This window comes from Xenorhabdus santafensis (genome assembly GCF_033949405.1).
GTDB classification, from domain to species: Bacteria; Pseudomonadota; Gammaproteobacteria; order Enterobacterales; family Enterobacteriaceae; genus Xenorhabdus; species Xenorhabdus santafensis.
Map to the genome: position 1 here is coordinate 1 of NZ_VCDN01000031.1, position 14366 is coordinate 14366.

The window sequence follows — 14366 nt, forward strand, 5'->3', positions numbered from 1 at the left end:
AAAATCCACAGAACTGACAGATTCTTTTCCCTTTATCAGGTATTTTGCAATAAAATCCAATAAATAGCTTTTGCTTATTACATCATCAAGTAAGTTAGGAATCCGGGGGACAAAAGTATAAATACTAAGTTTGTTATTTTTATCCAGCCCATAGAGCCTTAAATAAAGAGTATTATATGCATTCACAACTTCAACCTGAGAGTAACGCGCAACATACATTTTTCCCCGGCGCCAGGTGTAAAATAATTTTCTTTCCCGATCAATAACAAGAGAGGGTATTTTACGAAGTAAATATACCACCCATAAATGAATTAGAATCATTGTAACAAAAAATAGAAAAAAACCGCCATCTAAAAATAAATTCTTTCGTACTCTAGATTTACTGTAAAAACCGCTGTCTGTATAACGAATATGAAAATATTGAGGCCAAGATATACTCTCCGCATCAGACAGATACTTATAATTTTTAAGATAATCAGGAAGGCTTGGATTTAAATAAAATTCCTCACCATAATCTCTTTTCGCATAACTAATTATCCTTAAATGAGCTTTTTCATTGACCTTCCATGTATTAACAACAGAATCAATAAAAAAACAAAACCCCAACAAAAAACCAATTAACGAAGAAAATAAGACAATTTCATGAAAATTACTTTTGCCAAATCGTATTTCACATTTCTTATCATTTATTAAACCAATAAAATCCTCTGATTTTATTTGATTTTTATCCAGTATACCAATGTTTTCATCCAAGCTCGGATCACATACTGTCGATAATCGATTGACATTGACATTTGTGCTTGTTTTATTCTCGGGATTTTTTGATAGCCATTTTTTTATTGAATTCATCATTTAATATGATTCCTTGTTATTATATTCACAGACCACAAAAAAATATCAGCAACCATTGTATTAATTTATTTTTTCAAGAGAAAAACATAGAGCGTTAACAAACGCCCTGCTGAAGTACTAAAAACCTTTACCATTATGAATTTATTTACCCATTATTGAATACTACCCTTAATCGTATATTTATCTGGAAAAATTTCTGGTGGCATAGCTTTATCTATCTCAATCAAAATATATTCAATTTGGGATTCCCAATTCATAGGCTTTTGTTCTTGGCGTAAAAGAAATAGAGATGAAATCAACATTCTTTGACGTTGAAAATTCACCAAACTGACAGCGGCCTTTCCTTTAATTAAATAGCTTGCTATGAAATTTAATAGATACTCTCTTCTTACATGTGAATTATATAATTTAGGGGTACGAGGCCAAAAATGATGAAAACACAAATTACCATTTTCATCAAAGCCATAAGTTCTTAAAAATAAGGCTCCTTCAGCACTAATAACCTCCAATTGCGAATAACTTGCAACATACACCCTTCCTTTTTCCCATGTGTAAAAAATCCTTTTTTTTCTATCAATAACTAATGGTGCAGATTTACGATTAAAAAACAACAAATAAAATAAGGCAGAGTTAATAACAAGAAAGAAAATAAAAAACCCTCCATCAACTAATAAATTATATTGCACTGTGGATTTTTCATAGAATCCATTATCCATATATCTAATATGAAGGTATTCTGGTAGAGATATAGACTTGGAATTAGAAATATATTTATATGGCTTTAAATTTTCTGGCAACTTAGGGTTTAAATAGAATTCATCACCATATACTTTCTTGGAATATTCAAGTGTAGTAAAATATCCTTTTTCATTACCTTTCCATGTTTTAACAAATTCATGAATAGAAAAACCAAATGACAATAAAAACCCTATAAGAGCAGAAATTATAATCCATCTTCGATTATAATTAACTTCATTAATTATAATACAGGTTTCGTCATTAATTGATTCAACAATACCCTCATCTTTCAATCCCTTGCTGTCCAATATCTCAATATCTTCCTTCAAAATTTGATCACATATCATTGATAATCTTTCGACTCGCATTTCACTAGTCTTCTCATAGCTCATTTTTAATAAGTAATTATAATGTAAAATAATTTTTATAATTTTTTCAAGTCCCTAGTGACAATTTATCTACTGCCACTGGAGACTCATTAGTGTAATGACTTAAATTTCCAAGTTAATTTAGCCTGCTCCCAATTATAAATCAGATTCCAAAATATCCGGTGGTCCAAGACGATCTAGTTCAGTCAAAATAGTAGCCATTTGATATTCCCAATCTGTTGGCTTTTCCCTTTTACGCCCCAAAAATAATGGTAGCCAACGCTTAAAATCGACAGAACTGACAGATTCCCTTCCTTGTAATAAGTATTTCGATATAAAAGTAAGAAAATAGGATTTATTTGTTATAGGGTCTATGAAATTATTAATCCTCGGAGCAAAAAAATAGGATTTAAGATTATTACTCTCATTCACACCATAAACTCTTAGATATAAGATATTAGATATATTAACTACATCCAACTGATTGTAACGAGAAACATACATTTTATCTTTTTTCCAAGTATAAAAAACTTGTCTTTCACGATCGATAATCAAAGGTGCAGGCTTCCTAATTTTAAATAAAAAATAGATTAAAATGACATTCATCATTAAAAAAAAACAAGAAAAAAGAACCATCTAATATTAAGTCCTTCCTAGCATTTTTTTCGCCATAAAAGCCATCTTTAGAATAGCGTATATGCAAATATTTAAAAAAAGAAATACTATCATCATGTGCAATATATCCATATTTTTTTTGATGCTCAGGGATATTTTCATTCAAATAAAAATATTCGCCAAAATCCTCCTTAGCATACTTTGCCAATTTAAGAAAAATTTCTTCATTAGCCTCCCATGTTCTCATGAAATCATTAATGAAATTACCAAATGCCAACGTAAATCCCAAAAGCCAAGAAAGTAGAATAGCTCTTATTATATAATTAAAGTTATATTCTAACTGGCATTCCGTATCATTAATGCTACTTAAAAACAATGCATTTTTAACACCCGAGCCATCTAAAACACCCAAATCCTTATGTAAAAGAGGATCACACAGTGTTGATAAATTCTCTGATTTAACGTCAGTTAATTTTATTTTTCTTCTTTTAAAGAAAATCATCTAGATTAATTCCTCATCATGATAGCCGTATACAGCATTTTCTAATATTGGTTTTTTACCCCAAGAATAACGAAGAGGAGAAATAGTATCTTCTGTCGGCATATAAAACCAATATATTTTCAGATGAATAGCATCATTTGAATCTATCTCCACACTTAAAGTTGCCAGCCCATCTACATATTCTAATTTAGAGTATGATTCTTGCAATGAAAGTTCGAATGTTTTCTTTGCCTTAAAATATTTATCCGTGTTAGACATAGCAAAAAAACCTCCTCCAATAGCATTATTTAATGTAGAGTTCATAGTTTGCTGAACTTTATAAAAAAACTGGTCATGACGCCAAAGCGTTATAATGATGTTTTTCAGGCTCAATTTCTCTGGTGTTACTCCTCAAATCATCCGTGGTAATAAAATGAATGCTAAAAGGCATCAGCAAGTCGAGCAATTTGCGACAGGTCGCATCAGTTCTTTCTGGGCCGAATACATGTACTATTATCTGTTTTCTCTTTGTATCAAATAACGTTTTGGAGTCACTACCAAATTTTTAATAATTTTATTGAATATCCATATAAAATCCATCTCATGAAACCATCCTAAAGGATAAACAATAAAACTCGTAAATATCACTATTTATTTCCATGATTACAAATTAATGTATTTTTCTATTCTCCCCTGCTCATAATATTTTCTCTCCATATAGCCAATAATTCTCAAACCACCGCACGATTACAAAGCCAAAAATTCACATTGCAACTAACTTAAATCAATAACCCTACGCTTTAAGAAACAATCTGAACATAAGTGATCTACATACCATTTTTAAAATTCCATGCAAATTTCATTTGCTTATTTATTAATAGAACCCTATTTATTGTTCAACAATATTAAAACAATAATTTAACAATAGGTATAGTTTCAACCAACAACATTACAAACACTCGTTTAATTGGGGAAATAAAATATGCAGCAAGCTATCAACTTCTGGCCCCTAATCGGGATAGCGGTCATTATCATCGGTTTTATCATCAGATTTAACCCTGTTTTAGTGGTTACAGTCGCAGGTTTCATCACCGGGCTAGCCGCTCAAATGCCAATTCTGGATATTCTGGAAAAACTCGGTTCCGGCTTTATCAATACCTTGAATTTATCCCTGACCATTCTGTTCCCCCTCGTTATTGTCGGTCTACTGGAACGGCATGGGCTGAAAGAACAAGCTCAGAAATCCATTGCTCATATCAAGGCCGCCACAACGGGGCGCTTACTGATTGTCTATCTGTTTATACGTGAAGTCTCCGCAGCGCTGGGGTTAACCAGTTTAGGCGGGCATCCGCAAATGGTTCGCCCCTTGCTGGCGCCCATGGCAGAGGGTGCTGCCGAAAATCAATATGGTGAGTTGCCGGATGCAGTTAAGTATCGTATCCGAGCCATGTCCGCCGCCACAGACAATACTGGCCTGTTCTTCGGTGAGGATATTTTTGTCGCTTTTGGCGCAATTATCTTTATGCATAATTTTATGCTGGAGTCAGCCAACATCCAAACTGAGCCATTGCATATCGCTCTTTGGGGTATCCCCACTGCAATTTGTGCTTTCCTAATCCACTCAGTGCGGCTATATCGTCTTGATTTTCACCTTGCCAATGAATTGAATTCATTGAACCACGCCAAGTTAAGCAACAAAGGGGAAAAATGATGTTTCAGTTACAATACCTCTATGTATTGGCCGGGCTTATCTTAATCGCAATTGCAATTATGTCTTGGCGTGATAAAGACAACCCTCGCCGTTTCACGACAGGCTTGTTCTGGGGGCTTTATGGTTTGATTTTCCTGGTCGGAAAATGGAGCAGTGACCTGATGTCACTTTGGATTAGTGATGAAAATCATGCCCAGAGGATCGCTCATATCGGTGTCGGTGGGTTAGTGGTTTTCATGGCCTTGCTGGCTGGATTCGGGGGTGTACGTCTGGGAAATTATCATCAGCGAACACAAAAACAACAACAAGAAAGTGCTGAACGTCTTGGTTATCGATTATTTTTTCCTGTCTTGATTATTCCTGTCATTACGATGTTAGGTGTGCTGGCATTTAACCATATTCCTGGTTTGCAAGAAGCCGTTTTTGGTGCAGGAAATCATTCCACTCTGGTTACACTCTTCTCCATTACGCTTGGTTGCTTGATTGGGTTAATTATGGCCTTGCGCATGAGCCGTGATCCTATCACTCAACCAATACAGGAGACACGGCGTCTGTTGGATGCAATTGGTTGTGTGTTTATCCTGCCACAAGTACTGGCAACCCTTGGGTTGCTGTTTACCGCAGCAGGTGTGGGAACGATAGTTTCCTATTTGACGGAAAATTATTTGGCTGTCGATAATCGGTTTATTGCCGTGGTCACTTACGTTTTTGGCATGGCTTTGTTAACCATGATTATGGGGAATGCTTTTGCCGCCTTTCCTATCATCACCGCCGGGATTGGCATTCCTATTTTGATTTTGCAACATGGAGGCAATCCGGCAGTTATGGCTGCCATCGGCATGTTTTCCGGATATTGCGGTACGTTGATGACCCCCATGGCGGCAAACTTCAATATTGTTCCTGCCGCACTTTTGGAACTGCCTGATCGTAATGCCGTTATTAAAGCTCAAATTCCCACCGGATGTGTTTTATTGATTATGAATGTGTTTTTGCTCTATTTTCTGATGTTTTGATATACCCTTCGTCTTTCAAGCCGCCTCTTTGTTGGCTGCACTCATTCACCCCGGTCACATAGTTATCTATGCTCCCGAGGATGAATTCCTTTGCCGCCGCGATGCAACTTGAAATCCATTGGGTATATGCTTACAAAATAATGATAAGGAACGGCTATGAAAACTATTTTGATCACAGGCTTTGAGCCTTTCGGTGGAGAGGCATTTAATCCATCATGGGAAGCCATCAAATCATTGCAAGGATACCAAATTGCGGACGCGAAAATAGAAACTTGCCTGCTTCCTTGTGTTTTTGATATTGCTTTACAGCATCTTTACGCGGCAATTGATAAAACTCAGCCAGAATTGGTTCTCTCTGTCGGGCAAGCAGGAGGCAGGGCGGATATCAGTATTGAACGTGTTGCCATTAATATCAATGATGCCCGCATCCCTGATAATGCAGGAAAACAACCCATTGACACCCCAGTCATTCCCGGTGGGCCTGCTGCATATTTCTCTAACCTGCCAATTAAAACGATCGTTGAGGTATTGAGAAAAACAGGACTCCCCGCGTCAGTATCCCAAACTGCCGGCACTTTTGTTTGCAATCATGTGATGTATGGCTTGCTGCATTATTTAGTCCAAAATGCGCCTTCAACACGAGGAGGATTTATCCATATTCCTTATCTGCCTGAACAGGCTGCTAACTTCGCGGATATGCCAAGCATGACGCTAGAATTGATGACAACCGCACTGAAATTGGCCATTGAAACGGCATGGGAAAATAAATCAGATATCAATGTGACAGGCGGGACAACACATTAAGTGTAAATTCCCGTTAGGTTTCAAGTTGCAGCCAGCAAAGTTGCAATTTGAAAAGCGAGTGATGCATTTATCAAGAAGAAATAGATCAGCCGCAGAATACGCGGCTAATCAGATAAATATGCGGTAACTATGATGCTAAGCATGAACGCTAAGAATGTATTTAAAATATCTTATTAACGTCACGAGTTAAAAAGGCAATATTAGAAAGGCAATAGTTGGTAGAAATTCAGCAACCAGATAACCACGACAGCAAAAATAGCCGCAATAATGTCATCCAGCATAATGCCAATGCCACCTTTGACATAGCGATCGAACCAGCGGATCGGCCATGGTTTCCACATATCAAAAATGCGGAATACGATAAAGGCGACCAGAACCCATTGCCAGTTGAGTACCGGGATAGCCATCAACGTGATCCACATGCCGATGAATTCATCCCAGACGACACAACCCGGATCTTCCACATTCATGGCATCAGCGGCTTTCTGGCAAATGATGCAACCGATGAGGGTTCCCAACACAATAACCAGCCAAATTCCCCATGTCGGCAACGGTGTCAGTAGCAGCCAAAAAGGAATGGCTGCCACTGATCCCATAGTTCCCGGCATGATAGGTGACAAACCACTGCCAAATCCCGTTGCCAGCAAATGCCAAGGATTACTCATCCTTAAGTGGCGCTTTGCATCATCCATGAGTCCCCTCCGTTTGATCATTTTCTGCTTGCCGAACAGCTGAGCAAGGTACTAACGGTTTTTTATCGGTTTTAAAGTGGTCAAAGCCGTTCAGATCCAACTCAATTTCTTCGTTGTTGTTAAAATAACGGATGCCTTCCGATTCCGGCCTGATTTGCCCAATACAGCAGAAACTGGCACCAGAATGAGCCAACGCCATATTTAATGCACCACGATTCAGCTCAGGCACAGTGAAGCACAATTCATAATCTTCCCCGCCACTTAATGCCCATTTCAGCGCTTGTTCGGGTGAAACATATTGCTGCATAGCTTCCGAATAAGGCAGTGCATCCAGATTAATCCGGGCACCACACTGACTGGCTGACAGAATATGGTTAAGATCAGAAATCAAACCATCAGACAAATCAATGGCAGAAGAGGCCAAATCACGCAGCGCCTGCCCCTGTAAAACCCGTGGTTGTGGGCGAAGATGGCGTTTAACCAACCAATTGTGGATTGCAGCATCTTCGATAGTCAGGTTACCTTGCAACAACGCAAGCCCCGCCGCGCTGTCACCCAATGTTCCGGTTACATAGAGCCAGTCACCGTTTCTCGCTCCCGCCCGGCGCAAGGCCCGGCCAGCAGGAACCAAACCATGTACGGTCAGCGTTAAACTCATGGGGCCTTTTGTGGTATCCCCACCGATTAACTGCATACCGTAATAATTCAGTTGCTCAAATAAACTGTCACTGAATCGTCTTAACCAGTTTTCATCAACATCAGGCAACGTCAATGCCAGAGATGCCCAAGCCGGATCTGCACCAACAGCAGCCAAGTCACTGATATTGACGGCCAATGCCTTATAGGCCAAATCTTCCGGCGAGATATCAGGAAGAAAATGGATACCGGCAACCAACGTATCTGTTGTTACCGCCAATTCTTGCTTATCTGCAACAGTCATCAGCGCACAATCATCGCCAATCCCTAGATTTACATCACGACGGCGAATGGTATGGCGATTGAAATAACGTGCAATGAGGTCAAATTCACCACATGCCATAGTAGAATTCCAAAAAAGTGACTAACGATTAGCACATAAGGCCGGAATGCCGGCCTTATGTGTAAAATCATCAAGTTATAATGGGGAACTCCTGGCAAGCAATCACTTTTTCTTGCGTACTGCCGGGCCAGCTTTATCCAATACCCCATTTACGAATTTATGGCTATCTTCAGCACCAAACGTTTTTGCCAGTTCGATACCTTCATTGATAGCCACTTTGTAGGGAACATCATCACGAAAGCTTAGTTCAAACATCGCAACGCGCAAGATGGCTTTTTCCACCTGGCCTAGCTCTTCGAGCTGGCGAGAAAGATAAGGTGCCATTAAAGCATCCAATTTTGTGGCATTGACCGCTACCCCGGAGAGCAATTCACGGAAATAGGTGACATCAACACCGGTTACGTCTTGCTCTGACAAAAATTCGAATTCAACATCAGCAATATTATTTTTAGATAATTGCCATGAATAAATTGCCTGAACAGCACACTCACGAGCACGACGACGAGCAGCAGGTTTCACAAAATTCCCCTTAATTAAAACTAAAAATTCAGCCTTTAATGGCTTTAATTACATTAATCATTTCCAATGCGGTCAAGGCAGCTTCCGCACCTTTATTACCCGCTTTAGTGCCAGCGCGTTCAATCGCCTGTTCAATACTTTCAGTCGTCAGAACACCGAATGTGACAGGAATATTGCTGGACATTGCCACGCTGGACAAACCAGAGCTACACTCGCCGGCAACATATTCAAAGTGGGCTGTGCCGCCACGGATAACGGTGCCCAAAGCGATAACCGCATCATATTGTTTGGATTCAGCCAATGCTTTGACTGTCAGCGGCAGCTCATAAGCACCCGGAACCCATACCACGGTGATATTATCTGAAGAAACCTGACCGATGCGTTCCAACGCATCCACGGCCCCTTCCAGCAGGCTGTCATTAATGAAGTTGTTAAAGCGGGCAATTGCGATTGCAATGCGGGCTTCAGGAGCTGCAACAACACCTTTGATTACGTTCATAGCCTTCCTTATATCTTATTCATATCCGCAGGGGCGCGGATCTTATCACATTATTTTTCTCTGCGTCTTGGTTTATGTCCAAACTTAAACCAAGACACCTAGCGCGGTCGTAAGCGAAGACGCACATCTGGCCCAATTTGTTGTACATCAAACAGGGTGAACTCGGGCGCATCTGATAATTTTTGCAATTCAGGGATGGAGAATAACCCACGTGCACTATCCCCCAATACTTTAGGCGCGATATACAGGATTAATTCATCCACCAGCCCCAGTGATAGCAATGCACCAGCCAAAGCCGGGCCACATTCTGCCCATACAGAATTTATATTGCGCTTACCAAGCTGCATCATCAACAAAACTAAATCAACACCATTACCATGTGCCGGCAATAAAATCTGTTCAACATTATCAGGCCATTGTTGCTCACCGTTGTTTTTGGGAACTATGTTTGTGCGTGCTAACAAACATTCTCCAGCGTGCTGGATTACCTGATGCTGTGGTGTTACACGGTTTTGGCTATCTGTAATAATGCGGATTGGTTGGCGGAGAGTTTCCTGAGGATATACCGATTGTGTATCAATATCCAGTTCATTCCAACGGACAGTAAGAGAAGGATCATCTGCCAATACCGTTGAGCTGGAGCTCAAAATGGCACTGCACTGCGCCCGTAATTTCTGTACATCCTGACGTGCTTGCGGTGAAGTGATCCATTTACTTTCCCCCGATGCCAATGCCGTGCGGCCATCCAATGATGCGCCCAGTTTCAATTGCAGATAGGGGAAACCTGTGCGCATCCGCTTAAGGAACCCTTTATTGAGGGATTCGGCCTGATCCATCATCAGCCCATGCTCGACGGCAATACCATTCTGCTGCAATTTATATAAGCCACGCCCGGCAACTTGTGGATTGGGATCTTGCATCGCAACGACAACCCTGCTGATTCCTGCGGCAATCAAAGCATCTGCACAAGGCGGGGTTCTACCATGATGACTGCATGGTTCAAGGGTGACATAAGCTGTCGCTCCTTGCGCTTTTTCACCAGCCATACGAAGTGCGTGGACTTCTGCATGAGGTTCACCAGCACGTAAATGAAAACCTTCACCTACAATTTGCTCATCTTTGACGATGACACAACCTACATTCGGATTTGGGGAAGTTGTAAAACGCCCTTGGTACGCAAGTTCCAGCGCACGGGACATATAAATTTCATCGAGTGTCATGGTGTTTAGTCTTGTAGTCTGGCGATCTCTTCGCCGAATTCACGAATATCTTCAAAACTGCGGTAAACAGATGCAAAACGAATATATGCCACTTTATCAAGTTTTTTCAACGCATCCATGACAAAATTGCCAATCATTTTGGATGGTATTTCACGCTCTCCCGTTGCCCGTACCTGTGACTTGATATGACTGATTGCTGTTTCTACATCATCTGAGCTGACAGGACGCTTTTCCAATGCTTTTTGCATGCCACGCCGCAATTTTTCTTCGTCAAAAGGCTCCCGGATATCATCACTTTTAATCACTCGTGGCATCACCAGTTCTGCGACTTCAAACGTAGTGAAGCGTTCATGACACTCCAGACACTGACGGCGACGGCGTACCTGTGAACCATCACCAACCAGACGGGAATCAATAACTTTTGTATCAACGGCTGCGCAAAATGGGCAATGCATATCGTTTCCTGACAGTTAACAGAAGGGATGATAGTGTACCTTGAAGTGATCGTGAAAAACACCCTGTCAGTGAGTACTCACAGGGCGTTTAAGATATATCGTACCTCGATCACACTAAAATATTAAGGAAGAATGGAAGGCTGATCAGCCCCTTCTTTCTCAACTTTCTGCTGGATCATATGCTCACGCTTCATACCCAACTTCAAAGCCAGTGCCGAAGCGACATAGATAGAAGATACTGTACCGATAGAAACCCCGATCAGCATCGCCAGTGAGAAGCCTTTGAGCATTTCACCGCCGAAGATGTACAGCATCATCACAACCAGCAAGGTGGTTGCTGAAGTCATGATGGTACGGCTCAGCGTCTGAGTCAGGGAAACGTTCGTGATTTCATAAGGTGTACCACGGCGTATCTTACGGAAGTTTTCGCGAATACGATCCGATACAACAATACTATCGTTCAATGAATAACCGATAACGGACATCAATGAAGCAACAATCGTCAGGTCAATCTCAATGTGGAACAACGACAGTACGCCCAGAGTAATGATAACGTCATGCGCCAACGCAATAACCGCACCCAACGCCAGACGCCACTCGAAGCGGAAGCCCACATAAATCAAGATACAGATTAGCGCTGTCAATAGCGCCATCGCCCCGGTTTGTGCCAGTTCAGAGCCTACACTCGGGCCAACAAACTCTACACGTTTGACCGTAGCATCATTGTCAACATTCTGATTAATAACCGAAAGAACCTTACTACCCAGTTCTTGCCCTGCATTGCCGGCAACCGGAGGCATGCGAACCATGACATCACGGCTGCTGCCGAAATTTTGCAACAGCGCGTCAGAGAAGCCATTTTTTGCCAGGCTATCACGCATCTTGTCCAAATCAGCTGGTTTGCTCAGGTTGATTTCAATTACCGTACCTCCGGTAAAATCAAGCCCCCAGTTAAACCCACGGACTCCTATCATCACGATAGATGCAACCAATAACAGGAACGAAATTCCAAAGGCGACGTTGTCCCAGCGCATAAAGTCGATAACTTTACGCCCATAGTTTAATTGTTCAACAGTATAATCCTGTGCCACAACGTGCTCCTTAAATTGACAACTTATTGATGCGCTTGCCACCGTACAGCAAGTTCACGATTGCACGTGTTCCCACAATAGCGGTGAACATGGAAGTCGCCACACCAATGCTGGTGGTGATCGCAAAGCCCTTAATCGAGCCAGTACCCACAGCATACAGGATGACAGCAGTAATCAACGTAGTCAGGTTTGCATCGATAATACTGGAGAACGCGCCTTTGTAACCTTCATGAATTGCTTGCTGTACCGTGCGGCCATTGCGCAATTCTTCTTTGATACGTTCGTTGATCAATACATTCGCATCCACCGCAACAGCCAGTGTCAGAACAATACCGGCAATACCGGGCATTGTCAGCGTTGCTCCCGGCAGCAGTGACATAATACCGACGATCAGCACTAAGTTAGTCAACAGTGCACTGCTCGCAATCAAACCAAATTTACGGTAGTAAATGACCATGAACAGGATGGATGCAATCAAACCCCACAGACACGCTTCAAGGCCTTGCTCAATGTTTTGCAAGCCCAGAGTTGGCCCGATGGTACGCTCTTCTACAATCTGGATTGGAGCAATCAACGCACCGGCACGCAACAACAGGGACAGTTGACGGGCTTCTGCCGGATTAGAGATGCCTGTAATACGGAAACTATTGCCTAAACGTGACTGAATGGTAGCGATGTTGATGACTTCTTCTTTCTTGACCAAAAGCGCCCGACCAGTGGCATCTTTCTTGCCGCTGTCTTTATATTCCACAAACAGCGTTGCCATTGGTTTTTGCAGATTATCTTTGGTGAAATTAGACATCGCAGTACCGCCAGCGCTGTCCAGAGAAATGTTAACCTGCGGATAACCGTTCTCATCGGTGCTGGAGGTAGAATCAGTAATATGATCGCCTGTCAGAATAACGCGCTTGTACAGCACTACAGGGCTACCCTCTCGGGTATATTGCAGTTCTGAGTCAGCCGGAATACGACCGGACAAAGCAGCATTTTGGTCAACGTTAGTATTTACCAGACGGAATTCCAGTGTTGCCGTCGCACCGAGGATCTCTTTCGCGCGGGCAGTATCCTGGATACCTGGCAATTCAACAACAATACGGTCTGCCCCCTGACGTTGAACCAAAGGTTCAGCAACGCCCAGTTGGTTAACGCGATTGCGCAGAATAGTGATGTTTTGCTGTACCGCGTAAGAACGGGCTTCACGCAGACGTTCATCACTCATAACGACTTTCAGCGTGTTATTTGTACCATTGGAAAACACTAAGTCACGATGGCGGGGTTCGAGATAGCTTTCCGCTTTAGAGCGCGTATCGTCATCACGGAAACGAATTTCAACACCGTAATTGTCTACTTTACGGATAGTGGAATAAGAGATACCTTGCTCACGCAGTTCAGAGCGTAAACTATCAACATTCTGCTCTTGCAACTTGCTCAGTGCGGTTTCCATATCCACTTCCATCAGGAAGTGAACGCCACCACGCAGGTCAAGCCCCAGTTTCATGGGGTCTGCACCAAGTGCCCTTAACCAGATAGGTGTTGCAGGAGCAAGGTTCAGAGCCACAACATATTGCTCACCTAATGCAGAAACCAGTGCTTCACGAGCACGGAGCTGAACGTCAGAGTTATTGAAACGGGCAAGAATAGCGCCATTTTCCAATACAATAGACTTACTATTGATATGGTCTTTTTCTAAAACATTACGGACTTGGTCCAGCGTTTTTTCACTGGCGGCGATGCCTCGCGCGCCAGTGATTTGTACAGCCGGATCCTCACCATAAAGGTTGGGAAGTGCATAAAGCAAACCGATGAGGATCGCAGCGATCAGCATCAGATACTTCCACAAAGGATAACGGTTCAACACGGCAGTTCCCTTCGGGAAAATCGGAAAATTAAATAGCCTTCATTGTACCTTTCGGCAAAACGGCGGCGACGAAGTCACGCTTAACGGTTATTTCTGTAGTGTCATTCAGGGCAATAACAACATAACCCGTTTCAGACACTTTAGTGACACGACCAACCAAACCACCAGAAGTCAGTACTTCATCACCTTTAGAGATGGATTCCATTAATTTTTTATGTTCTTTGGTACGCTTTTGTTGTGGACGCAAGATCATGAAATAGAAAATCAAACCGAAAACAACCAGCATGATAATCAGAGAATATGGGTTCCCTTGAGCTTGTGCTGGAGCACCAGCAGCTGCCGCAGCTTCAGAAATAAAAAAACTCATCAAATTTCCCTCATTGTTATCGAAAGTGTTACTAGTTATCGAAA

18 protein-coding genes are annotated in these 14366 nt (G+C 41.8%); 3 read left to right on the top strand and 15 right to left on the bottom strand.

Features of this window, described 5'->3' with window-relative positions; all coding sequences use genetic code 11:
- The 6 genes from FE392_RS08725 to FE392_RS21270 all read right to left on the bottom strand — a co-directional run.
- A partial coding sequence (locus FE392_RS08725; protein WP_319929843.1) for a hypothetical protein occupies positions 1 to 852 on the bottom strand: 852 nt, incomplete at its 3' end.
- A gap of 152 nt (positions 853 to 1004) precedes the next feature.
- A complete protein-coding gene (locus FE392_RS08730) occupies positions 1005 to 1958 on the bottom strand; it encodes a hypothetical protein (protein ID WP_319929844.1) in 954 nt (317 codons plus the stop codon).
- Positions 1959 to 2114: 156 nt separating this feature from the next.
- Positions 2115 to 2513, bottom strand: coding sequence for a hypothetical protein (locus FE392_RS08735; protein ID WP_319929845.1), 399 nt, complete (start codon positions 2511 to 2513; stop codon positions 2115 to 2117).
- A gap of 19 nt (positions 2514 to 2532) precedes the next feature.
- Positions 2533 to 3075 carry a hypothetical protein gene (locus FE392_RS08740; RefSeq protein WP_319929846.1) on the bottom strand — a complete coding sequence of 181 codons (543 nt, stop codon included), beginning with the start codon at positions 3073 to 3075 and terminating at the stop codon, positions 2533 to 2535.
- Positions 3076 to 3447: a hypothetical protein gene (locus tag FE392_RS08745; RefSeq protein ID WP_319929847.1), complete on the bottom strand. Its 372-nt coding sequence runs from the start codon at positions 3445 to 3447 to the stop codon at positions 3076 to 3078.
- A complete protein-coding gene (locus FE392_RS21270; RefSeq protein WP_369292870.1) occupies positions 3407 to 3571 on the bottom strand; it encodes an IS1 family transposase in 165 nt (54 codons plus the stop codon). Before FE392_RS21270 ends, FE392_RS08745 begins: the two co-directional genes overlap by 41 nt.
- Before the next feature lie 465 nt (positions 3572 to 4036).
- Here FE392_RS21270 and FE392_RS08750 point away from each other — a divergent pair, with 465 nt between their 5' ends.
- From FE392_RS08750 to pcp, 3 genes are all read left to right on the top strand, one after another.
- Positions 4037 to 4765, top strand: coding sequence for a DUF969 domain-containing protein (locus tag FE392_RS08750; protein ID WP_319929848.1), 729 nt, complete (start codon positions 4037 to 4039; stop codon positions 4763 to 4765).
- Positions 4762 to 5778 carry a DUF979 domain-containing protein gene (locus FE392_RS08755; RefSeq protein WP_319929849.1) on the top strand — a complete coding sequence of 339 codons (1017 nt, stop codon included), beginning with the start codon at positions 4762 to 4764 and terminating at the stop codon, positions 5776 to 5778. Before FE392_RS08750 ends, FE392_RS08755 begins: the two co-directional genes overlap by 4 nt.
- A 156-nt stretch (positions 5779 to 5934) precedes the next feature.
- On the top strand, positions 5935 to 6582 hold the full coding sequence (pcp, locus tag FE392_RS08760; RefSeq protein ID WP_319929850.1) for a pyroglutamyl-peptidase I: 648 nt from the start codon (positions 5935 to 5937) through the stop codon (positions 6580 to 6582).
- Positions 6583 to 6782: 200 nt separating this feature from the next.
- Here pcp and pgpA read toward each other — a convergent pair whose 3' ends face one another.
- The 9 genes from pgpA to yajC form a co-directional block, all read right to left on the bottom strand.
- Complete coding sequence (pgpA, locus tag FE392_RS08765; protein ID WP_319929851.1) at positions 6783 to 7274, bottom strand: phosphatidylglycerophosphatase A; 492 nt, start codon at positions 7272 to 7274, stop codon at positions 6783 to 6785.
- A complete protein-coding gene (gene thiL, locus FE392_RS08770; RefSeq protein WP_319929852.1) occupies positions 7267 to 8313 on the bottom strand; it encodes a thiamine-phosphate kinase in 1047 nt (348 codons plus the stop codon). The genes pgpA and thiL overlap by 8 nt, the downstream gene beginning before the upstream one ends.
- Positions 8314 to 8415: 102 nt before the next feature.
- Positions 8416 to 8832: a transcription antitermination factor NusB gene (gene nusB, locus FE392_RS08775; RefSeq protein ID WP_319929853.1), complete on the bottom strand. Its 417-nt coding sequence runs from the start codon at positions 8830 to 8832 to the stop codon at positions 8416 to 8418.
- Between the two features lie 28 nt (positions 8833 to 8860).
- Complete coding sequence (gene ribH, locus FE392_RS08780) at positions 8861 to 9331, bottom strand: 6,7-dimethyl-8-ribityllumazine synthase (RefSeq protein ID WP_092510214.1); 471 nt, start codon at positions 9329 to 9331, stop codon at positions 8861 to 8863.
- Between the two features lie 98 nt (positions 9332 to 9429).
- Positions 9430 to 10551, bottom strand: a complete 1122-nt coding sequence (gene ribD, locus FE392_RS08785; RefSeq protein ID WP_319929854.1) for a bifunctional diaminohydroxyphosphoribosylaminopyrimidine deaminase/5-amino-6-(5-phosphoribosylamino)uracil reductase RibD — start codon at positions 10549 to 10551, stop codon at positions 9430 to 9432.
- A 5-nt stretch (positions 10552 to 10556) separates the two neighbouring features.
- On the bottom strand, positions 10557 to 11006 hold the full coding sequence (gene nrdR, locus FE392_RS08790) for a transcriptional regulator NrdR (RefSeq protein ID WP_092510219.1): 450 nt from the start codon (positions 11004 to 11006) through the stop codon (positions 10557 to 10559).
- A 122-nt stretch (positions 11007 to 11128) separates the two neighbouring features.
- A complete protein-coding gene (secF, locus tag FE392_RS08795; RefSeq protein WP_319929855.1) occupies positions 11129 to 12097 on the bottom strand; it encodes a protein translocase subunit SecF in 969 nt (322 codons plus the stop codon).
- 10 nt (positions 12098 to 12107) lie between these two features.
- Positions 12108 to 13955 (bottom strand): protein translocase subunit SecD, encoded by a 1848-nt coding sequence (secD, locus tag FE392_RS08800; RefSeq protein WP_319929856.1) that lies wholly within the window; start codon positions 13953 to 13955, stop codon positions 12108 to 12110.
- Between the two features lie 28 nt (positions 13956 to 13983).
- A complete protein-coding gene (yajC, locus tag FE392_RS08805) occupies positions 13984 to 14322 on the bottom strand; it encodes a preprotein translocase subunit YajC (protein WP_319929857.1) in 339 nt (112 codons plus the stop codon).
- Positions 14323 to 14366: the final 44 nt, after the last annotated feature.